The sequence below is a fragment of the Curvibacter sp. T50 genome (assembly GCF_057219955.1).
Genome location: NZ_JBXVVU010000001.1, coordinates 1935874 through 1958881, shown reverse-complemented (window position 1 = coordinate 1958881; position 23008 = coordinate 1935874). Strand labels below are relative to the sequence as shown.

The following is a 23008-nucleotide window of genomic DNA, read 5'->3' as shown; positions in this document are numbered from 1 at the left end:
GGTGCTGGAAGATTAAATGATGGGGTGCAAGCTCTTGATTGAAGTCCCAGTAAACGGCGGCCGTAACTATAACGGTCCTAAGGTAGCGAAATTCCTTGTCGGGTAAGTTCCGACCTGCACGAATGGCGTAACGATGGCCACACTGTCTCCTCCTGAGACTCAGCGAAGTTGAAATGTTTGTGATGATGCAATCTCCCCGCGGAAAGACGGAAAGACCCCATGAACCTTTACTGTAGCTTTGTATTGGACTTTGAACAGATCTGTGTAGGATAGGTGGGAGGCTTTGAAGTGTGGTCGCTAGATCGCATGGAGCCAACGTTGAAATACCACCCTGGTGTGTTTGAGGTTCTAACCTAGGTCCATTATCTGGATCGGGGACAGTGCATGGTAGGCAGTTTGACTGGGGCGGTCTCCTCCCAAAGCGTAACGGAGGAGTTCGAAGGTACGCTAGGTACGGTCGGACATCGTGCTAATAGTGCAATGGCATAAGCGTGCTTAACTGCGAGACTGACAAGTCGAGCAGATGCGAAAGCAGGACATAGTGATCCGGTGGTTCTGTATGGAAGGGCCATCGCTCAACGGATAAAAGGTACTCTGGGGATAACAGGCTGATACCGCCCAAGAGTTCATATCGACGGCGGTGTTTGGCACCTCGATGTCGGCTCATCTCATCCTGGGGCTGTAGCCGGTCCCAAGGGTATGGCTGTTCGCCATTTAAAGAGGTACGTGAGCTGGGTTTAAAACGTCGTGAGACAGTTTGGTCCCTATCTTCCGTGGGCGCTGCAGATTTGAGGAAGCCTGCTCCTAGTACGAGAGGACCGGAGTGGACACACCTCTGGTGTATCGGTTGTCACGCCAGTGGCATTGCCGAGTAGCTAAGTGTGGAAGAGATAACCGCTGAAAGCATCTAAGCGGGAAACTCGTTTCAAGATGAGATCTGCCGGGGCCTTGAGCCCCCTGAAGAGTCGTTCAAGACCAGGACGTTGATAGGCTGGGTGTGGAAGCGCAGTAATGCGTTAAGCTAACCAGTACTAATTGCTCGTGCGGCTTGACCCTATAACTTTGACCAGCCGGTCAGGGTTGTTATGCCAGGTGACGCAATCAAACCAAGCTGATTTGCTCTATGAATTCGTCGGACTGACCCGTCAGTCCGACTCCCGGTTATGCCTGATGACCATAGCGAGGTGGTCCCACTCCTTCCCATCCCGAACAGGACAGTGAAACGCCTCTGCGCCGATGATAGTGCGGATTCCCGTGTGAAAGTAGGACATCGTCAGGCTTCTACAGCCAAAAACGCCCAACCAATCGGTTGGGCGTTTTTTTTGCCGCATCAGAGCCGCTTTGAAGGCGAGAGAAGGGCATCGAGCAGGGATTCGGCGCTTTTAGGGTCGCAATCGAAGAACTGGTGAATCAAGGTGTGCTCACGTTCATGGATCAAGTCCAGGAATGATTCTGCGTGGCCGTTTACGGAGGCGAGTTCCGCGAAAGTATCGAAACCTCTTTCGAGGAAGAGCTGGAGCGCACCAAGCCCAGCGGCACGCGCCGGCGTGCGCATGAGTCGCAACAGTTGTCGCAGGCCGGGTGTACGGGTCAAGCGGACAAGGTCCCGACCAATCTTCTGCACACTTTCGAGCTGTCGCAAGCGTTGGTCGCGGTGGCCTACGGTTCGCCATGCGTGGATGTACCTTGCTGAGTCTCGGTCAATTGAAAATGGCCACGCAAGTGCCATCGCGTGATCGAGTTCTTCCGTCAGCGCATGGAGCTGAGCCAAGACTAGCGCAGTATCTACAACGGCCTGCGGAAAGAGACGCTCCAACGCGCCGGCGATGCGGCCGAACTGGTCGTCACGTTCGCGGAAATCGCGATCCCCGTAGAGTTCCTCCAGAAAGAACAGTGCGGCCTTTCGGTAGACTGGGCTCGCCAGCAGATCTTGATATGTCGCTGAGAACCTGGCGCCCTGAAGAGCCTTGACCTGGCGTAGAGCCGCTCCAGTATCCGGGTGTGTGGTGCTGTGTTCCCGGATCTGGTTTACCTGTGCGACGGCACGTCGTATTCGCTCTGCTGCGTCAGCCATGGCAGCGGAGTGTACAAACTCCCAAGAACAAAGGCAGAGCCGTGACTCTAGGCGCTGGATTCAAGAACTGGCATAGTTCTGTCATGCTTGTCCTTCTGCGCGGTTCGATCGTAAGGCCAAGTTGCCAGCCGGAAGGGGAAACGTGAGCCTGGCTGTACGTCTGGGGTTGGCCTGGCTTGCTGGGATCGTTCTTGTTGCCGGCTCGGCGCTCATCACGACGAAGACCTCCATGGCCGGACTGTCGATCGTTTGCGCGCTGGGAGCGATCCCGGCCCTGTTTTTCCTGACCGTTGGAGCCCAGTGTCTTTTTGCTGCCCGTCAGAATCGGTTGCAAAGGTCTGTCGCTGCCGGAGGGCGCCAATGGACTGGCGTATGGTGGCGCGAATCGCTGCGGTCGATGCAGATATTCGGACTGTGGCAAGTTGCCCTGTGGCGCACGCCGCCAGATCGCCTCGAAGGAATCAAACCGGGCTACCCGGGTGTGGTCTTTGTTCATGGGTTCATGTGTAACCGGGGGTTGTGGCGCTTGTGGATGCAAGAACTGGACTCCGAGCAACGGGCTTTTATCGCCGTGAACCTCGAACCCGTCTACGGTTCCATCGATGGATACAGCTCCTCCATTCAAGCCGCCGTTGAACTGATGATTGCGCGCACGGGGGTGACGCCCGTGGTGGTCTGCCATAGCATGGGAGGTTTGGCCGTGCGGGCATGGTTGCGCCGGGTCGGACCCCAAGGCCTGACTCAGGTCCGGCGGATCATCACGCTCGGAACACCCCACCGAGGTACCTGGATGGCCCGCTTTGGCCACGCCCGCAATGCGCGCGAAATGCGCCAAGGTAGTCCCTGGCTGACCGCACTGCAGCAAGAGCAGCCTCCGGGTCTGGGTGCGTACCTCACCTGCTGGTACAGCAACTGCGACAATATCGTGTTCCCGGCCTTGACGGCGGTACACGACGGCGCCGAGTCTCGCATGGCCCCTGCGCGTGGGCATCTGGAGTTGGCGACGGATGCCTATGTACGCGAGCAATGCCTTGCGCAGATCCGAAGCCTGAGCCCGGAGTCGGCGGTTACCTCTGACAAACCTGAGGCAGGCAAGGTGTTTCCCGGAACATCACAGTAAACCGCTTTCATCCGACAAGAGATACAAAAGGAGGAACGATGGCGCTGATTGTGGTGGTCGAAGACGATCCCGGAACCCGCATGCTGATTGCGTCCGTGCTCAAGAAGGAAGGGCATGATGTGCTGACCGCCGACAACGGATCGCAAGGCATGGCCGTCATTCGAGGTCGACGACCCGATCTGATCCTGAGCGATGTCGAAATGGCGCCGATGAATGGATTCGAACTCCTCGCGGCGATACGCAATGACCCGGTCGCCCGAGGTACACCCGTCATCCTGCTGACCTCGCTGCATGAGCGCGCCCACATCCGCATCGGCATGACCTCAGGCGCGGACGACTACCTTACCAAACCCTTCCGGGCCAGTGAATTGCGTGATGCTGTGCTGGCGCAACTGGGTAAGCGCGAGCTACAAAACGCGATCCAGGCCGCCGCGCTGGACCATGCGGTGCAAAAAGCGCTGGAAGCGCATACCCACGAGCTGTCACGTGTCTACGAACGGCGTCTCGCCGCCGCGCTGGATGAGCGCTGGTCTGCGTCCCAAGGCTCGGAAAGCGACGAAGCCATTGTTCAGGGCAGCATCGTTACCGTCGCCTTCAACAACTATCCCGTTTTGTCAGAGCGATTGCCGGTCCATCAGTTGGCCGAACTGGTCAAACGCTTCTACAGCGGCGTCGGCGACACGGTCTACCTCTTTGGCGCACGGCATCTGTCGTTTCTCGGGAGCGGGCTGGGTGCCGTATTTGTTGACAGCAACGACACGAACTCCGTCGCCCACAATCTTCGGGCGGTCCGGGCGTCGTTCGGCCTCAGCGACACTGCGCGCAGTTTGCGCCAGTTCTCCGAACCTTGGCTGGACGAGGCCCAGGTTGCTCGTTTTGGCATCACGGTCGCCGTTCATGATGGGCCCATGCTGCTGGCGACCTTGCAAGACCCCTTGCATGATGCGGCATCACAGACCCTCCCGCTGGGGCAGGCAGCAACCGCCGCCCTGCAGATCAATCGCCACATCCAGAAACTCGGGTGGTCCGTCGGCGCCAGCGCCAGTTTTCTGACCAGCCTGGGGCAGGTTGTCCGCACCGGCCGGCAGGCGGAGCTGGCTTTGCCCGGGAGCGGCCAGCCATTTCCGGTCGTGGAACTGCTGGGTCTTCGTTCCTGATATACCGAAGACCACGCAGGTCACCCGGCGCACGCTCATCGGGGTGGCTCAGCCCTTGAGCACCCCGCGGCGCATCTGGTCCAGCTCCATGGTTTCGAACAGCGCCTTGAAATTGCCCTCGCCGAAGCCCTCGTTGCCCTTGCGCTGGATGAACTCGAAAAAGATCGGCCCCAGCTGGTTCTCGCTGAAGATCTGCAGCAGCAGCTCGCTCGGGGTGCCGTCCACCAGGATGTTGCGCTGGCGCAGCGCTTCGAGGTCTTCGCCGTGGCCGGGAATGCGTTTGTCCAGCAGCTCGTAATAGGTGTCGCTGGTGCTCAGCAGGTTCATGCCCGCCAGCTGCAGCGCGTCCACCGTGTCGTACAGGTTGTTCGTGGCCAGCGCAATGTGCTGGATGCCCTCGCCGTGGTAGCGGTCCAGATACTCCTGCACCTGGCCGGCCTTGTCATTGCCTTCTTCGTTGATCGGGATGCGGATCTTGCCGCAGGGGCTGGTCATCGCCTTGCTTTTGATGCCGGTCTGCTGGCCTTCGAGGTCAAAGTAGCGCACCTCGCGGAAATTGAAGAGGCGCTCGTAAAAACCCGCCCACTCGCCCATGCGGCCGCGGTGCACGTTGTGGGTCAGGTGGTCGATCACCGTCATGCCGTAGCCGGCGGGGTTCAGTTCGGCGCCGGGCAGCGGCTCGAAGTCCACGTCGTAGAAACCGATGTTGCCAATGTCACCTTCTTTGGCGCCGTTCTTGCCGCGCCAGCGGTCGATGAAATAAATGATCGAGTCGCCGATGCCCTTGATGGCCGGGATGTTCAGCTCGCCCGGGCCGGCTTGGCCGGCATAACCCCAGGCGCCCAGCGACAGCGCACGCTCGTAGGCGGCTTTCGCGTCGCGCACCCGGAAAGCGATGGCACAGATGCTGGGGCCGTGCAGCCGCGCGAAACGCTGGGCAAACGAATCCGGCTCGGCATTCAGGATGAAGTTGATGCCGCCCTGGCGGTACAGCATCACCGCCTTGTGGCGGTGCCTGGCAATCGCCTTGAAGCCCATGCGCTCGAACAGTTCGCCCATCGCCTGGGGGTCGGGCGCGGCGTATTCGATGAATTCGAAGCCGTCGGTGCCCATGGGGTTGTCCCATGGGGATGCCGGCGGCGTCGCGGTGGCGGGCAGGGAAGCGGTCATCGGTGTCTCCTTGTCTAAAGAATGAGGTGCCACTGTATCGGTGCGGGGCCTCAGTTTTTCTGCGAAATAGGACTCTTGATTTCTATCAAACGCATGAAAACTGCGAAAATGCGAATATGGAAGCACTCGACAAGCTGGATCGGCAGATTCTGCGCAGTCTGCAGGCGGATGGCCGGGCCACTTATGACCAGATCGCCGACGGAGTGGGTCTTTCGCCCAGCGCCGTACTTCGCCGGGTCAAGCGCCTTGAGGACGCCGGTGTCATTGACCGCTACGTTGCGCTGGTGAGACCGGAATCGGTGGGCTTGGGCCTGAGCGCCTGGATCAATGTTCGACTGGAGAAAGCCAGCGGCGCCGCCAAGCGCAACCCGATGGACGAATTCCGCGCCAGCGTCCAGGCGTGGCCCGAAGTGGTCGAATGCATGGCCTTGACCGGCGAGATGGATTTTTTGCTCCGTCTGGTGGTGTCTGACATGACCGCCTATTCCCGTTTCATGATGGACACCTTGCTCAAACACCCCAGTGTGCAGGACTGCAAGACCAGTTTTGTCATGGACCGGGTCAAGTCGACCACCGCCATTCCCGTCTGAGGCAAGCGTCGTAACGCTATATTTAATATAGCTAAAAATGACCTTTTTACGCTGGATATCGGCGGTTTTTGTCAAAAATTGCGCCGCAACGGCATTGTGCGCGTCGTCCGGGTGTCCGCAGCGCCGAAAACCCGCGTATCCGGTGCTCTCTCCTGCCCGCACGCGGGCGGCGTAGCGGTTCGGTGCTGCAGGACCCGGGTTTGCGGCGATGGCAAACGAGCGCTTTGGCCCTCTTTTTCACCTGCCAGGCCGGGAAATCCGTCGTTTCGGAGACGAATTCCACAATTCAGCCGTGGATTTGGAGTGGAAAACCTAGGGAAAACCCTTAAATTCTTCTCCATGGACAGCACACGACTTTCCCTCGACGAATGGGTGGACGCTGCGGACGCCGGTTTGCCGGCCTCGCCGCGCCGCTCCCGGGTAGCCATTCGCGCCATCCCCGTCAAACACCGGCGCAAGGTTGCCGACCATCTCCTTGCCCTGAGCCCGAACGACCGGTATCTGCGTTTCGGCTACGGTGCGCGAGATGAACAGATCAACCAGTACGTGGACCGCCTCGATTTTGACCGCGATGAAATCTACGGCATCTATAACCGGCACCTGGCCTTGGTGGCTGTGGCCCATCTGGCGTATTCGGTGGACGCTGAGTTGCAGTCCTGTGCCGAATTCGGGGTCTCGGTGTTGCCCCATGTGCGGGGGCGCGGATTGGGCGCGCGCCTGTTTGACCGGGCCATGATCCATGCCCGCAATGAAGGGGTCCGACTGTTCTTCATCCATGCGCTCTCGGAAAACGTGGCGATGCTGCGAATCGCGCGCAAGTCGGGTGCGGTTGTCGAACGCGATGGCAGCGAGAGCGAGGCCTGGCTGGAGTTGCAGGCAGCCAGCCTGGACTCGCGCCTCGACGAGTTCCTGGACGACCGGATTGCGGCGGTCGACTACCGACTCAAGGCGCAGCTCAAGCAGGTTCGTGATCTGGCTGAAGGTGTTCTGCAGGTGCCCCAGCAGGTGCGCGCCGCCTTGTTTCCCCCCGCGCAATAGCGCCGGGCGGACGGCTGCCCGGGTCTCCGTGCGGGTTCGCCTCGGGTGGTTCATGACGGGCGGATGGAGTATGCTATTTGTCCTTTGACTACGGCATGTCCTGCTTCCGATCATCGTGTCCGACCCCCTCCCGGCCCGCCCGGTTCAACGCGAAGACAAGCGATCCTTTCTCCAGAAACTGGCTGAATTCATTCACCCCGGACCCGATTCGCCAGAAGAGCTGATCGAGGCGCTGGCGGACGCCGAAGAAAACAAGGTCATCAACGCAGAGAGTCGGAACATGCTTGAAGGCGTGATCCGCCTGGCCGACATGACCGCCGGGGACGTCATGGTGGCTGCGCCGCGCATGGACTTGATCGACATCGCCTCGGGCCCCGACGAATTGCTCAATCTGGTGATCGAGACGGCACACTCCCGTTTCCCGGTCTACGAGGGCGAAAAAGAGAACGTCATCGGCATCCTCATGGCCAAGGACCTGCTCAAGCTGCAGCGAGCACCGGAGCTCAACATCCGCGCCTTGTTGCGACCGGCCACCTTCATCCCGGAAAGCAAGCGGCTCAACGACCTGTTGCGTGAATTTCGGGGCAACCGCAACCACCTGGCGATCGTCATTGACGAATTCGGCCGTACCGCCGGCCTGATCACGATTGAAGATGTGCTCGAGCAGATCGTCGGCGAAATTGACGACGAGTTTGACGTCGACGAAGACCAGGGGGATATCTATGGTCTGGCCGACCGGACCTTCCGTGTCAGTGGCGACACCCCGCTGGAGCGGGTCAATGAGGCGTTCGGCGTTGACCTCGCCAATGCGCTGGAGGATGCGGACGAGCAGGATTTCGACACCATCGGTGGACTGGTCGCCCACCACATGGGTCACGTGCCACGCCGGGGCGAGGGCTGCACCCTGTGTGGCCTCACATTCACGGTACTGCTGACCCGCGGGGGCGCGGTGCGGTGGTTCCGGGTGTCGCTGGCAAAGCAGCCCACCTGACCGGTGACGGCGCCGTACCGCCGCCCCGGCCGGTGACCGGCGAGTGATCCCGCAGCGGCCGCACACATGAACCGACTGCCTGTCCAACTGGCCCTGGCGATGCTGGCCGGAGCCCTGCAGGCCCTGGCGCTGGGCTCCCCCCTGTCCGACGGCCTGCCGCTTTGGTGGCTGCAGCTGGGGAGTCTGGCGATCCTGGCCGCCCTGCTGGACCGGCAGGTGGACTTTGCGGCCGGATCGCTGGCGTTCAGGCCAGCGTGTGACTTCTCTGGAGCGAACGGGCCGTTGATCTCCCCAGGAAATCCGGCCGCACGTCCGTGGAGGGCGTGTGCCGTCGGGCTGGTTTTTGCGAGCACCTGGCTTGCCGGGACATTCTGGTGGTTGTTCATCTCCATGCACACCTACGGCGGACTGGCGGCACCGTTGGCCGGGTTGGCGGTGCTGGCACTGGCGGGCACGCTGGCACTCTATTACGCCGTCGGCACGGCCGTCTATTTCATGATCTTTGTGGCGATACCCAGCGCAAAAAGGTCGTTTCGCGCTCTTGTTTTTGCCTCGTTGTGGACGCTGGCAGAGCTGGCCCGGGGCCAGTTTTTCACCGGGTTCCCGTGGGGCGCCGGCGGCTATGCCCATGTGGAAGGTCTGCTGTCCGGCTATGCCCCCTGGGTGGGGGTGTACGGTGTTGGCGCGGTGGCGGCCTGGGTCGCGTCCACCGCACCCCGCTTGCTGGACTGTGGCCCCTGGCCGCGCCTGAGCCTTTTGCTGGTGCTGACATGGCCCACGGTTGCGGCCGTGCCCGGCCCGCCGACCGGGGCCCACTCGGCGGGCCGCATGACGGTGGAGTTGCTCCAAGGCAATATCGCCCAGAACGAAAAATTCCAGGCCCGCACCGGCATCGCCGATGCGCTGAACTGGTATGGCTCGGCCTTGAAAGCGGCCAGCGCCGAGCTTGTTGTCGCACCCGAAACAGCGCTGCCAATGTTGCCCCGTCAGCTTCCCGACGCCCTGTGGGACACGCTGCGTGCGCGCTTCGAGGGCGCGGAAAAACGTCAGGCCGCCCTGATCGGCATCCCGCTGGGGGACTACGAACGCGGCTACACCAATTCGGTGGTTGCGTTGTTGCCCGCGGTGCCTTTCACCGATGCCGGCGGGTGGCGCTACCACAAGCACCACCTGGTGCCGTTCGGCGAATTCATCCCGCCGGGTTTCCGGTGGTTCGTGCGGATGATGAGCATTCCGCTGGGCGACTTCAACCGGGGCGCGGTGGCCCAGCCATCGCTGGAGTTTGGCGGGCAGCGGCTGGCCGCCAACATCTGCTACGAGGATCTGTTCGGCGAAGAGCTCGGTGCCCGCTTTGCCGACCCGGCCACCGCCCCGACCGCGTTCGTGAACCTGAGCAACATTGCCTGGTTCGGCGACACGGTGGCCATTGACCAGCATTTGGCCATCTCCCGCATGCGGGCAATGGAGTTTGCGCGGCCCATGCTGCGCGCCACCAACACTGGCGCGACAGCGATCATCGACCACCGGGGCCAGGTGGTCGCGCAACTGCCACGGCTGACCCGGGGCGTGCTGCGTGGTGAGTTCGAGGGCTGGACCGAGCGGACCGTCTATGCCCGCTGGGTGTCCGCCTGGGGCCTGGCGCCGCTGTGGGCGTTGGGCCTGGCGGTGCTGCTGTTCAGCCTGTGGCGCGCACGAGCCGGCCGGGCCGCGCGGCGGTGAGTGCGCTCTCGCGCCGCACACACTGGCCGGCCACCCAGGTGCCGACGTAGCCGCGCGCTTCCTGCACGAAACGCCGCCCGCCGGCCGGCAGGTCGCGCCGCAGCTGCATCGCGCCCACCGACAGCCGCGCGGGGTCGATCACGTTCAGGTCGGCCCGCTGGCCGACCGCGATCTCGCCCCGGTCTTTCAGGCCCAGGTACCGGGCGTTGCGGCGGGTCATCAGCTCCACCGCCTGCTCCAGCGTGAAGCGCGCGCCGGCGCGACGCTGCACCCAGTGCGTGAGCATGAAGGTGGGAAAACTGGCGTCACACACCGTGCCCACGTGCGCGCCGGCGTCGGCCAGCGAGAACAGCGCCTGCGGGTGCGACAGCATGGCGTGGATCACGTCCAGATTGCCGCCGTTGTAGTTGAAGATCGGGAAATAGATCAGGGCGCTGCCGTCCCCGGCGCTGAGGTGGTCGTACAGCGCCTCCAGCGCGGTGGTGCCGGCCATGCGTGCGCGCGCGGCGAAGCTGGCCTGCACCGGTGGCTCGTAGTCGGGCTCGTCACCCAGCGGGAACATGCGACCGCTGATCAGCTCGATGCGCGCCAGCAGGATGTCCACCAGCGGCGGAATCGGCGTGCCGTCGCCGGCCAGGCGGCCGGAGCGCTCGGACAGGATGCGGGTGCGCCGCGCCGGCTCGCGCAGCGCCGCGGCGCGTTCGGCCAGCGGCAGGTGGGCCACTTCCAGGTAGCCTGGAAAGCCCATGAACGGGTGAAAACTCGCGTCCAGCCCGATCACCACCCCGATGCCGCGTGCCGCCGCCTGCAGGTGGATCGGCAGGCCGCGGGCCACGGCAGCCTCCACCCGGGTCTGGATGGCCTTGTACTGCTCGCCCCCCGGGTCGCGCTGCAGCCAGCTCAGCGACAGCGGCCGGCCGGCGGCGCGCGCCAGCGCTTCGACCAGGTCGAACTCGGCGTCGAAGCGGCCGGGAGCGCGCAGCAGGTCAAAGTCGCTCACCATCTGCACCACACCGTGGTTCAGGCCCTCGAAGGCGCGGGCGATGCCGGTCAGCTCGGCCTCGGTGGCTTCGGCCGCCGGGGTGTCGTGGCCTTCGGCGGTGCGGTGGTTGTCCGAGCGGCCGGTGGAAAACCCCACCGCACCGGCTTCGAGCGCCTCGCGCACCAGCGCCCGCATGGCGGCAATGTCGTCGGCGGTGGCCGGCTCGCCCGCCACCGCGCGCGGGCCCATCACCGCCATGCGCACCGGGTCGTGCGGCACCAGCGTCAGGAAGTCCAGGCTGTGCGGCATGGCGTCCAGCGCCGCCATGTACTCGGGAAAACTCTGCCAGTTCCAGCGGATACCCTCGGCCAGCGCCGAGCCGGGAATGTCTTCCACCCCTTCCATCAGGCTGATCAGGCGCTGTTCTTCACCCCGGCGCACCGGCGCAAAGCCGACGCCGCAGTTGCCCATCACCAGCGTGGTGGTGCCGTGCCAGATGCTGGGCACAAACTGCTCGTCCCAGCTGGCCTGGCCGTCGTAATGGGTGTGAATGTCCACGAAGCCGGGGGTGACCCAGGCGCCACGGGCGTCCACCGTTTCGCGGGCGGCCTCGGTGATGCGGCCCACGGCCACGATGCGGCCGTCCTTCACGCCCACGTCGGCGCAGAACGCCGGTGCGCCGGTGCCGTCGACGACGGTGCCGCCTTCAATGCGCAGATCGAGCATCTTGTTTCCTCCACCAGAATGCACAGCCCAGGCCGCTGACGATATGCCAGATGCCCCACAGGCTGGCGATGATCACCATGCCCAGGTCGCTGCCGAACTGCACCGCGATGATGCCCAGCGCCAGCCCCGAGTTCTGCATGCCGCCTTCGATCATCACCGCACGGCGGTCGCGTTCGGGCAGGCGCATCAGTGTGGATGTGATCCAGCCGAAGGCCAGGCCGCAGGCGTTGTGCGCGATCACCAGCCCCAGCATCGGCAGCAGGCCCAGCGTCAGCAGCTGGCGCTCGCGCACCAGGCCGAGGGCGATGAAAGCCAGCAGGGCAAAAAGCGAAAAATTGGCCAAGGGCTTCTGGATTTTTTCCGTCAGGGCCGGCAGCCGCCAGGCAAACGCCAGGCCCGCCAGCATCGGCGCGGCCAGCAGCGCCAACAGGCTGAACCAGATGTCGGACGCGTCGATCGAGAGGGTTTTCAGCCATGACGCTGTGGCCGGGTTGGTGGACACCATCCAGGAAAAGTTCAACGGCGTCAGCACCAGCGCCAGCAGCGCCGCCACCGCCGACACCGCCACCGACAGCGCGGTGTTGCCGCGGCCGAAGTGGGTAATGACGTTGCTCAGCGAGCCACCGGGGCAGGCGGCGACCAGCAACATCGCGGCTTCCACATTGGGCGGCAGGTCGAGCGCCAGGGTGGCGGCCCAGGTGCCCACGGGCAGCAGCAGAAACTGCGGAATCAGCCCGCCGACCACCGCGCGCGGGTCGCGGGCAATGCGCAGGAAATCGCCCACACGCAGCTCCAGCGCGACGGAAAACACCATCGTGGCCAGCACGGCGCTCAGGATCAGTTGGGGGGTTGACATGACGGTTGCCGCAAACTTGCAGGTTAGCCCAATGCGGGCGACTTAAAATCAAGGGTTTTCGCGGGTTGCGCCGCGCCCCATCCCGAATCCGGACCGGTACAACCGGCTCCCCAAACCATGTTGACCTTCCAGCAAATCATTCTCACGCTGCAGTCCTACTGGGACGCCCAGGGCTGCGCGCTGCTGCAGCCCTACGACATGGAGGTCGGCGCCGGCACCAGCCACACTGCCACCTTTTTGCGCGCCCTCGGCCCCGAGCCCTGGAAAGCCGCCTACGTGCAGCCCAGCCGCCGCCCCAAGGACGGCCGTTACGGCGAAAACCCCAACCGCCTGCAGCACTACTACCAGTACCAGGTGGTGCTCAAACCCGCGCCCGGCAACATCCTGGAGCTGTACCTGGGCAGCCTGGAGGCGCTGGGGTTCGACCTGAAGAAAAACGACATCCGTTTTGTCGAGGACGACTGGGAGAACCCCACGCTCGGCGCCTGGGGGCTGGGCTGGGAGGTGTGGCTCAACGGCATGGAGGTGACGCAGTTCACCTATTTCCAGCAGGTCGGCGGCATTGACTGCAAGCCCATCACCGGCGAGATCACCTACGGCCTGGAGCGCCTGGCCATGTACCTGCAGGGCGTGGACAACGTCTACAACCTGCAATGGACCGACACGCTGAAATACGGCGACGTCTACCACCAGAACGAGGTCGAGCAGTCCACCTACAACTTCGAGCACAGCGACGCCGACTTCCTCTTCACCGCCTTCACCGCCCATGAAAAACAGGCGAAGTACCTGATGGAACAGCAGCTCGCGCTGCCGGCCTACGAGCAGGTGCTCAAGGCGGCCCACACTTTCAACCTGCTGGACGCGCGTGGCGCGATTTCGGTGACCGAGCGCGCCGCCTACATCGGCCGCATCCGCAACCTGGCGCGCGCCGTGGCACAGAGCTATTACGACAGCCGCGAGCGCCTGGGCTTTCCGATGGCCCCGCGCGAATGGGTGGCCCGCATCCAGAAGAAGGCCGCCTGAACGCGGAGAACCACAACATGACCATCCAGAACCTGCTCGTCGAACTCTTCGTCGAAGAACTGCCGCCCAAGGCGTTGAAAAAGCTGGGCGAATCTTTTGCCGGCACACTGGCGGAACAATTGACCGCCCAGGGACTGACCTCGGCCGATACTGTGGTCACCGCGTACGCATCGCCCCGGCGGCTGGCGGCCCATGTCAGCCATGTCTGGCTCAAGGCCGAAGACAAGGCCGTGCAACAGAAGCTGATGCCCGTGGCCGTGGGCCTGGACGCCGCCGGTCGGCCGACGCCGGCGCTGCTGAAGAAGCTGGCCGCACTGGGCGCCGACATGTCCGACCCGGCCGCGCTGGCGGCCTCGCTCAAGCGCGCCCCCGACGGCAAGGCGGAGGCGCTGTTCTACGACAGCCTGGTCAGCGGCGCCACGCTGGACACCGGTCTGCAGAAGGCGCTGGACGACGCCATCGCGAAGCTGCCGATTCCCAAGGTCATGAGTTACCAGCTGGAGACCGATTGCGAGCTGCCGGGCTGGAGCACAGTGCACTTCGTGCGCCCGGCGCACAGCCTGGTGGCACTGCATGGCGCCACCGTGGTGCCGGTCAAGGCGCTGGGGCTGAGTGCCGGCCATACCACACAGGGCCACCGCTTCGAGGCGGCATTGTCCCCGGTGGTGATTGCCGACGCCGACGCCTATGCCGACACGCTGCGCCGTGACGGCGCGGTGATTGCGTCGTTCGCCGAGCGCCGCGCAGAGATCGTGCGCCAGCTGGCCGCGGCAGCGGCCCGGGTGGGCGGCGGCTGCCGGCCGATCGACGACGACGCGCTGCTGGACGAGGTCACGGCGCTGGTCGAGCGCCCGAACGTGCTGGTGTGCGAATTCGAGACCCAGTTCCTTGATGTGCCGCAGGAATGCCTGATCCTCACGATGAAGGCCAACCAGAAATACTTCCCGCTGCTGGACGCCGCGGGCAAGCTGACGAACCGGTTTCTGGTGGTCAGCAACATCAGCCCGCAGGATGCCAGCGCCGTCATCGGTGGCAACGAGCGGGTGGTGCGCCCCCGCCTGGCCGACGCCAAATTCTTCTTCGACCAGGACCGCAAGAAAACCCTGGACAGCCGCGTCGAGGGACTGTCCAAGGTGGTCTATCACAACAAGCTGGGCACCCAGGGCGAGCGGGTCGAGCGCGTGCGCGCCATCGCGCGGGCCATCGGAGGGCAGATCGGCGGCGACGTGCTCGCCCGGAGCGCCGACACCGCCGCGCGCCTGGCCAAGACCGACCTGCTGACCGACATGGTGGGCGAGTTCCCCGAGCTGCAGGGCATCATGGGCGGCTACTACGCCCGTCATGACGGCCTGTCCGAAGACATTGCCTTCGCCATCGAAGACCACTACAAGCCCCGTTTTGCCGGCGACGAGCTGCCGCGCACCCCGACCGGCGTGGTTGTGGCACTGGCCGACAAGCTGGAGACGCTGGTCGGCCTGTTCGGCATCGGCAACCTGCCCACCGGCGACAAAGATCCGTTTGCGTTGCGCCGCCATGCGCTGGGCCTGATCCGGATGTTGATCGAGCGCAATCTGCCGCTGGACCTGGCGCAGCTGCTCGACGCAGCGGTGCCGGCGTTCGGTGATCGCATCGCCGACGCCCGTGTCGCATTGTCCGAATTCATCTACGACCGGCTGGCGGGCTCGCTGCGGGAGCAGGGCTTCAGCGCCCAGGAAGTGGACGCCGTGTTGGCCCTTCATCCCACGCGACTGGGGCTGGTGCCGCAGCGTCTGGTGGCCGTGCGTTCGTTTGCCGCCTTGCCGGAAAGCGCGGCGCTGGCCGCGGCTAACAAGCGGATCGCCAACATTTTGCGCAAGGCGGGCGAGGTTGACCCGCATGTCAATCCGGCACTGTTGACCGAACCGGCCGAACAGGCACTGCACCAGGCGGCACTGGCCATCGTGCCGCAGGCCAACGCCCGGTTCGAGGCGGGCGACTTTACCGCGTCGCTGCAGATTCTGGCCGGCTTTCGTGCGCCTGTTGACGCGTTCTTTGACGATGTGATGGTCAATGCCGAGGCGCTGGACCTGCGGCTGAACCGCCAGGGCTTGTTGCGTCTGGTCCATGACGCCATGAACCGGGTCGCCGATCTGTCGCGACTGGCAAGCTGAGCGACAGACGGCACGCCACAGCGGCAGCGCCAGCCATGACTGCATCTTCCCCATTCCCCGCGGCTGAAGCGCCTGGCGCCTGGAAGCCGGCGCTCGTCATGGCACTGCTGTTCGGCCCTGCGGCGGCCTGGGTGGTGCTGCGCTGGGTGCTGGACTTCCTGGCGTCTGCCGGCGCCGACATGGAGGCGCTGGCCTTGCACCCGGTCGGTACCACCACCGGCTGGCTGCAGGCGCTGTGGCCTTTTATGCTCGGAGCCGGCGTCTTGGCGCTTTTGGTGGTGTTGACATGGCGCTGGGGGCTGTCGCGCATGGCGCCGCTGCTGAGCGCTTGTTGGCTGCTGCTCTGGTTCGCCGGTTGCGCGATGCAAGTGGTGCGCTACCTCGATCCTCGTTCGCTGGAGCCCCTGGCTCCGGAGTCGGTGGTGGTGCTGGCTCGTGCGCAGCGCCCGCCCTCGACTCGCTCGCTCGGTGGCGTGGAACTGGTGGTTCGGCGCGTGCCGCCGGCGGTCCCCCATCGCCTGCTGGTCGATCCGGCTGCCGCCGCGGATCTTGCGGTGGGTGAGCGTCTGGAGCTGCAGCTGGCCCAGGGTCGTTTTGGCGGCCTGTACGTGCGGCAATGGCGCCGCTTGGGGCAGGGCGGCACGGCGGCCACGCCGAGCCGATAATGACAGCCATGAAACTTGTCATCCTGGACCGCGACGGCACGATCAACCAGTTCAGCGATGAATTCGTCAAGTCGCCCGATGAGTGGCAACCCTTGCCCGGTGCCCTGGAGGCCATTGCCCGCCTGAACCATGCGGGCTGGCATGTGGTGGTAGCGGCCAACCAGTCCGGCCTTGGCCGGGGCTTGTTCGACATGTCGGCGGTCAATGCGATTCACGCGCGCCTGTTGCGCCGACTGGCCACCGTGGGTGGACGGATCGACGCGTTCTTCCTGTGCCCCCATGCACCAGAAGATCACTGCCAATGCCGCAAGCCGGGGCCCGGACTGTTCGAGAAAATTGCCGAGCGGCTGGGGGTCGATCTGGCCAACGTTCCGGCGGTTGGCGACAGCGTCTCCGACCTTCAGGCCGCCGCCGCTGCCGGGTGTACTCCCCACCTGGTGCTGACGGGGCGTGCCGAGCACCTGCGCGCCGACCAGTTGCCGGCCGGCTATCCACCCCAAACCCGGGTCCACGCGGACCTGACCGCCTTTGCTGAAGCCCTGATTGCGGAATCGGAGAGGCGCGACACGCCCGCGCATTCGTCGCCGGGGCCGGTCACTCCGGCTCCCGCTCCCTGACATTCAGACCGGTCTGCCATGCGCCTGTTTCGCTCCGTCATTCATCTGCTCTGGATGGCTATCACCTGCGTTCCTTATGCCATCGCCATTGTCCTGGGGGCCCTGGTTGGTGTGCGGGGCGTGCCGCTGTACCGGATCGCCGCCGCCTGGCTGGGGCTGTGTATTGGTGGCGCCCGGGTGCTGCTGGGTATTCGCTACCGGATTTCCGGCACCGAGAACCTGCCGGCCGGCGAAACCAGTCCCGCCATCTTGCTGGTCAAGCACCAGTCCACCTACGAAACCTTTTTGATGCCGACCATCATGCCGCACCCGCTGGCCTATGTGTTCAAGAAGGAATTGCTGCAGATTCCCTTCTTCGGGTGGGCGATCGGTCGGCTCGACATGATTCATATCGATCGCAAACTGCGCACCCAGGCCTTCAACAAAGTGGTGTCACAGGGCAAGGAGCTTCTGGCGCGCGGTATCTGGATCATCATGTTCCCGGAGGGCACCCGCATCCCCCGCGGGCAGGTCGGCGCCTACAAGTCGGGTGGCACCCGCCTGGCGATCGAGACCGGTGCACCGGTCATACCCATTGCCGTGACCTCGGCGCGGTGCTGGCCGCCACGCGCCTTTGTCAAGTCGCCGGGGGTTGTCGATGTGTCCATCGGTCCGCCGATTCCCAGTGCCGGACGTGAGCCCGAAGAGTTGCTGGCCGAGGTGGAGCGCTGGATCGAAACGGAAATGCGCCGCCTCGATCCCGACGCCTACCCTGGGGCCGACACCGGGCGCTGAAGGCGGCGGAGGCGGCTGTGAGAACCCCGATGCAACTGGTCCTTGACCTGTTGGAGGCATCGCAGCCGCCCGTTGACCCCGTTTTACCTAAAAATGCCAAGATACCCATCGCAAATAGGTCGCCTGAAGCTATAGATAATATAGTGACCGGGAGCCCGGTCACGCCCCTGGATCAGGCCGTGGCGCCGACGCATTTCGTTCATCCCCAGGCCAACCGCGAGATCGCCTTGGCCGGCAGCCGGGTGGCATACGAATTGCGCCGGGTCAAGCGACGCAGCATCGTGCTGGTGGTCAGTCCCCAAGGCCTGGTGGTCAGCGCACCGCGGTGGGTGCCTTTGGGCGAAGTCGATGCCGCAATCGGGCAGAAGGCAGCCTGGGTGTTGCGCAAGCTGACCCAGGCGCGTGATCGCGCAGTGCAGGAGGCGCAGGCGCACATTGAATGGCGAGAGGGCGCCCTGCTGCCCTACTTGGGCGAACCGGTGTGCTTGCGGTTTGATCCGGGTCACCGCTTCGCGGCGGTGGGGGCTTGCCTGGACGACACGCCTGCCGAACCGGGCGGCGCCCGTGTCCTGCGGCTGGCGCTGGCCGAGTCGGCGGACAGCCACCAGATCCGCGACGCCGTGCTGGCGTGGCTGATGCGTCAGGCGCGCGAACTGTTCATCCAGCGACTTGACCATTTCGCGCCCGGCATGGGCGTGCGCTGGAAGCGACTGAGTTTGTCAAACGCCGCATCCCGCTGGGGCAGCGCGCGGGCGGATGGCTCCATTCGGTTGAACTGGCGGCTGATTCACTACCGCATGCCGCTGGTTGACTATGTGGTGGTGCATGAACTGGCGCACCTGCGTGAAATGAACCACAGCCAGGCCTTCTGGGATACGGTCGAGCAGGCGCTGCCCGACTATGCGACACACCGCAACGCGCTCAAGCAGGCAGTGGTTCCGCGCTGGAGCTGACCGGCGCCGTCGCCGTTGCCCGGAAGCGCCACACGCCCTGGCTGTCCGCTTGCCGGTGCAGTTGACCGGCGTGCCATAGCCGGTGCAGGTGGGCCAGGGACTCTCCCAGCGCGAAAGTCATCTGCTCGGGACCGATCGGACGCTGGAACAGGAAGGGCAAGGCCTCGGCCGCCGAAAGGGCCTGGGTGGCGCAGGCTGCCAGCAGATCGGCCAGGCGGTCGCGGTGGTGGCGTTCAAGCTGTGCGATGCGTCCGTGCAGACCCTGGGCTCCCTGGGAGCCCCGTCCGCCGAATGGCCGGCCATGGGCGGGCAGCACCAGGGTTTCTGCCGGAAGTGACCGGTATTCGACCAGCGAAGACAGAAATAGCCCCAGCGCATCGGCTTCGGGCTCGCTGGCGTAGACGCTGACATTGGTCGAAATGCGAGGCAGAACCATGTCACCGCTGATCAGAACCGGTTCGTCCTCGCAGAACAGGGCCATGTGTTCGGGGGCATGACCATAGCCAGCCACACAACGCCATTGCCGCCCACCGATCGTCAGGCGCTGCCCGTGGTGCAGGCGGCGGTAGCTGGTCGGCAGCGCCGGCACCAGCCGGGAATACAGATTGCCGCGGCTGCGGATCGCCGCCAGCTGGCTTTCGTCGGCCAGGCCCATGGACCGGTAGAACTGCGCCGCCCGCTCGCCGGCAAAGCCGGAGGCATCCATGGTTGCGACGCGTGCCGTCGCGTAGTCGGTAGCACTGATCCACAGCGGCGCTTGCCAGCGCTCGCACAACCAGTGCGCCAGGCCCAGGTGGTCCGGGTGCATGTGGGTTGCGATGATCCGGACCAGAGGCAGACCGCCCAGGGTCGACGCCACCAGGCACTCCCATTGAGCGCGGGTCGCCGGCTGGTCCACACCACAGTCCACCAGCGTCCAGCCTTCGCGGTCGTTGTGCCGGTCACGCAGCAACCAGACGTTGATGTGGTCCAGGGCGAAGGGCAGGTCCAGTCGCAGCCAGCGAATCCCCGGCGCCAGTTCCAGTGACTGGCCGGAACCGGGCATGGTTTCGCCCCAGGGATATCGCAGGGGGTCGGAATCGGGTTTCATGGTGGTGGTCTGGGCGACGGCGGTCGCATGGAGTAGGATTGACGTTGACGTAAACGTCATGGGTGGTCGGGCATTCTAGGCAAGCACCGGCTGCAGACCTGTCACCCATGCTTTCGGGCACGATGCCATGGCAACGACCTACACAATCAGCGATCTGGCCCGGGAATTCGACCTGACCACCCGGGCCATGCGCTTCTATGAAGACATGGGCCTGCTGCGGCCGGAGCGATCCGGGCCGGGTGGGCGCAACCGCATCTACAGCGCACGCGACCGCACCCGGCTGAAGCTGACGCTGCGGGCCAAGCGGCTCGGCCTGTCGCTGACCGAGGCCAAAGACATCATCGACATGTACGACAGCCCGCGCGACACCGGGCCGCAGTTGCGCAAGTTTCTGGCGGTGCTGGCCGACCATCGCAAGCAGCTGGAAGAGCAGCTGGCCGAGGTGCAGGCCAATCTGGACGAGGTGCGCGTGCACGAAAAGGAAGCGCGGGCCCTGCTGGCCCGTGTCGACCGACCACCGGCGGCGATGGCCCCTGCTGCTGCTTCAGCAGCCCGGATCAGTTGAGCCGAAAGGTGTGCTGGAAGTCGGCTATCGGCAGTTTGGAGTTGAAGACCGACGCTCCGACGTCCACGCGCGCGGCGTCGTCGAGCACCACATCCGGTTGAACCGACGGCTGTGGCAACTCGATCGGAACATCCACCCGCGAGATCGCAAAGACCCGTGACGGGTTTTCCAACGGCCGTGTCGGCGCGGGCGCGGACTCGCGGAACGTGGTCTCCGGCGTCGCCTTGGCGGTATCGGCTTCGGCCTGCAGGCTCCGGTTGATCTGATCGAGCACAACAATGCGCCGGTTGGCGTCGCGCAGGCGCACGGAAACGCTTTGCAGCATCGCGCCGAGGAAGCTGCAGCCCAGCGCGGGGCTTTTCGCGATCAGGTCCGCAAAGGTTTTCTGGTCCATGACCGCCAGGTCCATGTCGCTGGTTGCCGTCACGGTCGCCGACCGGGCCTTGTTGTCCATCAGGCCCATCTCGCCGATGATGTTGCCCTCACCGACTACCCGCAGCACTGTGGAATTGGCGTGACCGGAAGCCGAGTGTTCCACCACGGCCTCCCCGCTGAGGATGAAGACCATGAATGTCTGGTCCTTCACGCCCTCTTTGAAGATGACCGAGCCGGCCTTGACGCGTGCCGGGCGCATGTGCTCGGCAAACGCCAGCGCGTGCTCGGGCGTGATCGACGTAAGCGCGTTGTTGGACACGAGCAGTTCGGCCACTTCGGCGTGGGTCCAGCGCTTGGCGTAGCGATCGGTGGAGGGCATGAATCGGCTTTCGGTCGGAGTTGTCGGGCAGTCCCGGGAGGCGGGCGCGATTCTAGGGCGCCAAAACGGTCGCGGGCTCACGCCATTCGTTCTGCAACATAACGAAACGGACGGTTCGTCCACTCTGTGGTGCCACTGTGGGGGCGTTGCGACAGCGCTGACGACATTTGCACGCGCGCCGCACGGCCGCAGTGGCGGCGTTGTGCGGCGATTTCGGGTGCTGCGCAACCGGTCGCTGGCCGGGGCTTGCCCGGGCACCGTGGGCTGGGCGATAATTGACGTTTACGTAAACGTCAATTTACCGCATGACTCCCTCGCCGTCCGACGCCGACACCCTGTACGCGCGCATCCACACCAGCTTTGTGCGTCAGGGAATGATGCGGCATCTGCAGGCCCGGCTGCTGCACGTGGAGCCCGGGCGGGTGGACATCCTGTTGCCGTACTCCGACAAGGTCACGCAGCAGCAGGACGGATTTCACGGGGGCGCCATGGGGGCCGTGGCCGACATTGCCGGTGGCTACGCGGCGCTGACTGTGGCCCCCGAGGGCATGGAGGTGGTCACCGCCGAGTACAAGATCAACTTCCTCGGTAGCTTTCAGGGGGGCGCGTTGCGGGCGACCGGGCGCGTGGTCAAACCCGGCAAACGCCTGATCATCGCCACCGCAGAAGTGGTCCATGTCGACCCCGACGGCAAGGAGGCGCCCTGCGCCATCATGCAACAGACCCTGGTGCCCATACCCAAGACATACTGACCGGGTTGCGACCTCCGCCGCCCACTCTTCAAGGAGACCCTTCATGACCAACCTGCCCGGACTCAACTTCCAGCTCGGCGAAGATATCGATGCGCTGCGCGACGCGGTGCGCGAATTTGCCCAGGCCGAGATCGCCCCGCGGGCGGCCGAAATCGACCGCACCGACCATTTCCCCATGGATTGCTGGCGCAAGATGGGCGAGCTTGGCGTGCTGGGCATCACGGTGCCCGAACAGTATGGCGGCGCCAACATGGGCTACCTGGCCCACATGGTGGCGATGGAAGAGATCAGTCGCGCCAGCGCCTCGGTCGGCCTGAGCTACGGCGCGCACAGCAACCTGTGCGTGAACCAGATCAACCGCAACGGCACCGAGGCCCAGAAGGCCAGGTATCTTCCCAAGCTGATCAGCGGCGAACACGTGGGCGCTCTGGCCATGAGCGAACCCGGTGCCGGCTCTGACGTCATCAGCATGAAGCTCAAAGCCGAGGACAAGGGTGGCTACTACCTGCTCAACGGCAGCAAGATGTGGATCACCAACGGCCCCGATGCCGACACCCTGGTGGTCTATGCCAAGACGGAGCCTGAACTGGGGGCGCGCGGCGTGACGGCCTTCCTGATCGAAAAAGGCATGAAGGGCTTCTCCATTGCGCAGAAGCTCGACAAGCTGGGCATGCGGGGCAGCCACACCGGCGAGCTGGTGTTCCAGGATGTCGAAGTACCGGCCGAAAACATCCTGGGCGGCCTGAACATGGGCGCCAAGGTACTGATGAGCGGCCTGGACTATGAGCGTGCGGTGCTCACCGGCGGACCGCTGGGCATCATGCAGGCGGTGATGGACAACGTCATCCCCTACATTCACGACCGCAAGCAGTTTGGCCAGAGCATCGGCGAATTCCAGCTGATCCAGGGCAAGGTGGCCGATATGTACACTGTGTTGCAGGCCGGCCGTGCTTTTGCCTACACCGTGGCCAAGAACCTGGACCTGCTGGGCACCGAGCATGTGCGCCAGGTGCGCAAGGACTGCGCCTCCGTCATCTTGTGGACGGCCGAAAAAGCCACCTGGATGGCGGGCGAAGGCGTGCAGATCTATGGCGGCAACGGCTACATCAATGAATACCCGCTGGGCCGCCTGTGGCGCGACGCCAAGCTGTACGAGATCGGCGCCGGCACCAGCGAAATCCGCCGCATGCTGATCGGCCGCGAGCTGTTTTCCGAGACCTGCTGAGGGTCGGCGCGGAGGCC

The 23008-nt window shown here is 64.4% G+C and carries 21 protein-coding genes and 2 rRNA genes (1 of these 23 cut by a window edge); 17 read left to right on the top strand and 6 right to left on the bottom strand.

Annotated features, from left to right (window positions below):
• Both AC2EBU_RS09330 and rrf read left to right on the top strand, forming a co-directional pair.
• A 23S ribosomal RNA gene (locus AC2EBU_RS09330) occupies positions 1-1056 on the top strand; it begins 1822 nt to the left of the window's first position.
• Positions 1057-1166: 110 nt separating this feature from the next.
• Positions 1167-1279: ribosomal RNA gene (rrf, locus tag AC2EBU_RS09325) — 5S ribosomal RNA — on the top strand.
• 51 nt (positions 1280-1330) lie between these two features.
• On the opposite strand, the gene AC2EBU_RS09320 is transcribed toward rrf, so the two are convergent.
• Positions 1331-2074, bottom strand: a complete 744-nt coding sequence (locus AC2EBU_RS09320) for an FFLEELY motif protein (RefSeq protein ID WP_484610077.1) — start codon at positions 2072-2074, stop codon at positions 1331-1333.
• A gap of 142 nt (positions 2075-2216) precedes the next feature.
• Here AC2EBU_RS09320 and AC2EBU_RS09315 point away from each other — a divergent pair, with 142 nt between their 5' ends.
• Together AC2EBU_RS09315 and AC2EBU_RS09310 are read left to right on the top strand one after the other, a co-directional pair.
• Entirely contained in the window at positions 2217-3194 is a 978-nt protein-coding gene (locus tag AC2EBU_RS09315) for an esterase/lipase family protein (protein WP_484610076.1), read from the top strand.
• A gap of 38 nt (positions 3195-3232) precedes the next feature.
• Positions 3233-4351: a response regulator gene (locus tag AC2EBU_RS09310; RefSeq protein WP_484610075.1), complete on the top strand. Its 1119-nt coding sequence runs from the start codon at positions 3233-3235 to the stop codon at positions 4349-4351.
• A 48-nt stretch (positions 4352-4399) separates the two neighbouring features.
• On the opposite strand, the gene hppD is transcribed toward AC2EBU_RS09310, so the two are convergent.
• Positions 4400-5521 (bottom strand): 4-hydroxyphenylpyruvate dioxygenase, encoded by a 1122-nt coding sequence (gene hppD, locus AC2EBU_RS09305; RefSeq protein ID WP_484610074.1) that lies wholly within the window; start codon positions 5519-5521, stop codon positions 4400-4402.
• A gap of 116 nt (positions 5522-5637) precedes the next feature.
• Here hppD and AC2EBU_RS09300 point away from each other — a divergent pair, with 116 nt between their 5' ends.
• From AC2EBU_RS09300 to lnt, 4 genes are all read left to right on the top strand, one after another.
• On the top strand, positions 5638-6111 hold the full coding sequence (locus AC2EBU_RS09300) for an Lrp/AsnC family transcriptional regulator (protein WP_484610073.1): 474 nt from the start codon (positions 5638-5640) through the stop codon (positions 6109-6111).
• A gap of 339 nt (positions 6112-6450) precedes the next feature.
• Positions 6451-7149, top strand: a complete 699-nt coding sequence (locus AC2EBU_RS09295) for a GNAT family N-acetyltransferase (protein WP_484610072.1) — start codon at positions 6451-6453, stop codon at positions 7147-7149.
• Positions 7150-7264: 115 nt separating this feature from the next.
• Positions 7265-8140 carry an HlyC/CorC family transporter gene (locus AC2EBU_RS09290; protein ID WP_484610071.1) on the top strand — a complete coding sequence of 292 codons (876 nt, stop codon included), beginning with the start codon at positions 7265-7267 and terminating at the stop codon, positions 8138-8140.
• A 66-nt stretch (positions 8141-8206) separates the two neighbouring features.
• Positions 8207-9859 (top strand): apolipoprotein N-acyltransferase, encoded by a 1653-nt coding sequence (gene lnt / locus AC2EBU_RS09285; protein ID WP_484610070.1) that lies wholly within the window; start codon positions 8207-8209, stop codon positions 9857-9859.
• Here lnt and AC2EBU_RS09280 read toward each other — a convergent pair.
• Positions 9816-11567, bottom strand: a complete 1752-nt coding sequence (locus tag AC2EBU_RS09280) for an N-acyl-D-amino-acid deacylase family protein (protein ID WP_484610069.1) — start codon at positions 11565-11567, stop codon at positions 9816-9818. The two genes, lnt and AC2EBU_RS09280, sit on opposite strands and share 44 nt — an antisense overlap.
• Positions 11548-12423 carry a bile acid:sodium symporter family protein gene (locus AC2EBU_RS09275; protein ID WP_484610068.1) on the bottom strand — a complete coding sequence of 292 codons (876 nt, stop codon included), beginning with the start codon at positions 12421-12423 and terminating at the stop codon, positions 11548-11550. Before AC2EBU_RS09275 ends, AC2EBU_RS09280 begins: the two co-directional genes overlap by 20 nt.
• 117 nt (positions 12424-12540) lie before the next feature.
• Here AC2EBU_RS09275 and glyQ point away from each other — a divergent pair, with 117 nt between their 5' ends.
• From glyQ to AC2EBU_RS09245, 6 genes are all read left to right on the top strand, one after another.
• The gene (glyQ, locus tag AC2EBU_RS09270) at positions 12541-13446 is read left to right on the top strand and encodes a glycine--tRNA ligase subunit alpha (RefSeq protein ID WP_484610067.1); all 906 of its coding nucleotides are present in this window, start codon (positions 12541-12543) and stop codon (positions 13444-13446) included.
• 17 nt (positions 13447-13463) lie between these two features.
• A complete protein-coding gene (gene glyS, locus AC2EBU_RS09265; RefSeq protein ID WP_484610066.1) occupies positions 13464-15596 on the top strand; it encodes a glycine--tRNA ligase subunit beta in 2133 nt (710 codons plus the stop codon).
• Between the two features lie 98 nt (positions 15597-15694).
• Positions 15695-16261: a hypothetical protein gene (locus tag AC2EBU_RS09260; RefSeq protein ID WP_484610065.1), complete on the top strand. Its 567-nt coding sequence runs from the start codon at positions 15695-15697 to the stop codon at positions 16259-16261.
• An 8-nt stretch (positions 16262-16269) separates the two neighbouring features.
• Positions 16270-16878, top strand: a complete 609-nt coding sequence (gene gmhB, locus AC2EBU_RS09255; RefSeq protein WP_484610064.1) for a D-glycero-beta-D-manno-heptose 1,7-bisphosphate 7-phosphatase — start codon at positions 16270-16272, stop codon at positions 16876-16878.
• An 18-nt stretch (positions 16879-16896) separates the two neighbouring features.
• Positions 16897-17652, top strand: a complete 756-nt coding sequence (locus tag AC2EBU_RS09250) for a lysophospholipid acyltransferase family protein (protein WP_484610063.1) — start codon at positions 16897-16899, stop codon at positions 17650-17652.
• Between the two features lie 143 nt (positions 17653-17795).
• Positions 17796-18605: a M48 family metallopeptidase gene (locus AC2EBU_RS09245; protein ID WP_484610062.1), complete on the top strand. Its 810-nt coding sequence runs from the start codon at positions 17796-17798 to the stop codon at positions 18603-18605.
• Here the strand turns inward: AC2EBU_RS09245 and AC2EBU_RS09240 are convergent.
• Positions 18574-19695 (bottom strand): MBL fold metallo-hydrolase, encoded by a 1122-nt coding sequence (locus AC2EBU_RS09240; RefSeq protein ID WP_484610061.1) that lies wholly within the window; start codon positions 19693-19695, stop codon positions 18574-18576. The genes AC2EBU_RS09245 and AC2EBU_RS09240 overlap by 32 nt on opposite strands.
• A gap of 127 nt (positions 19696-19822) precedes the next feature.
• Here AC2EBU_RS09240 and AC2EBU_RS09235 point away from each other — a divergent pair, with 127 nt between their 5' ends.
• A complete protein-coding gene (locus AC2EBU_RS09235) occupies positions 19823-20260 on the top strand; it encodes a MerR family transcriptional regulator (RefSeq protein ID WP_484610060.1) in 438 nt (145 codons plus the stop codon).
• Here AC2EBU_RS09235 and AC2EBU_RS09230 read toward each other — a convergent pair.
• Positions 20253-21014, bottom strand: a complete 762-nt coding sequence (locus AC2EBU_RS09230; RefSeq protein WP_484610059.1) for a Crp/Fnr family transcriptional regulator — start codon at positions 21012-21014, stop codon at positions 20253-20255. The genes AC2EBU_RS09235 and AC2EBU_RS09230 overlap by 8 nt on opposite strands.
• 305 nt (positions 21015-21319) lie before the next feature.
• Between AC2EBU_RS09230 and AC2EBU_RS09225 the strand changes: the two genes are divergently transcribed.
• Both AC2EBU_RS09225 and AC2EBU_RS09220 read left to right on the top strand, forming a co-directional pair.
• Positions 21320-21766, top strand: coding sequence for a PaaI family thioesterase (locus AC2EBU_RS09225; RefSeq protein ID WP_484610058.1), 447 nt, complete (start codon positions 21320-21322; stop codon positions 21764-21766).
• A gap of 43 nt (positions 21767-21809) precedes the next feature.
• Entirely contained in the window at positions 21810-22991 is a 1182-nt protein-coding gene (locus AC2EBU_RS09220) for an isovaleryl-CoA dehydrogenase (RefSeq protein ID WP_484610057.1), read from the top strand.
• The last annotated feature ends 17 nt before the right edge of the window (positions 22992-23008 follow it).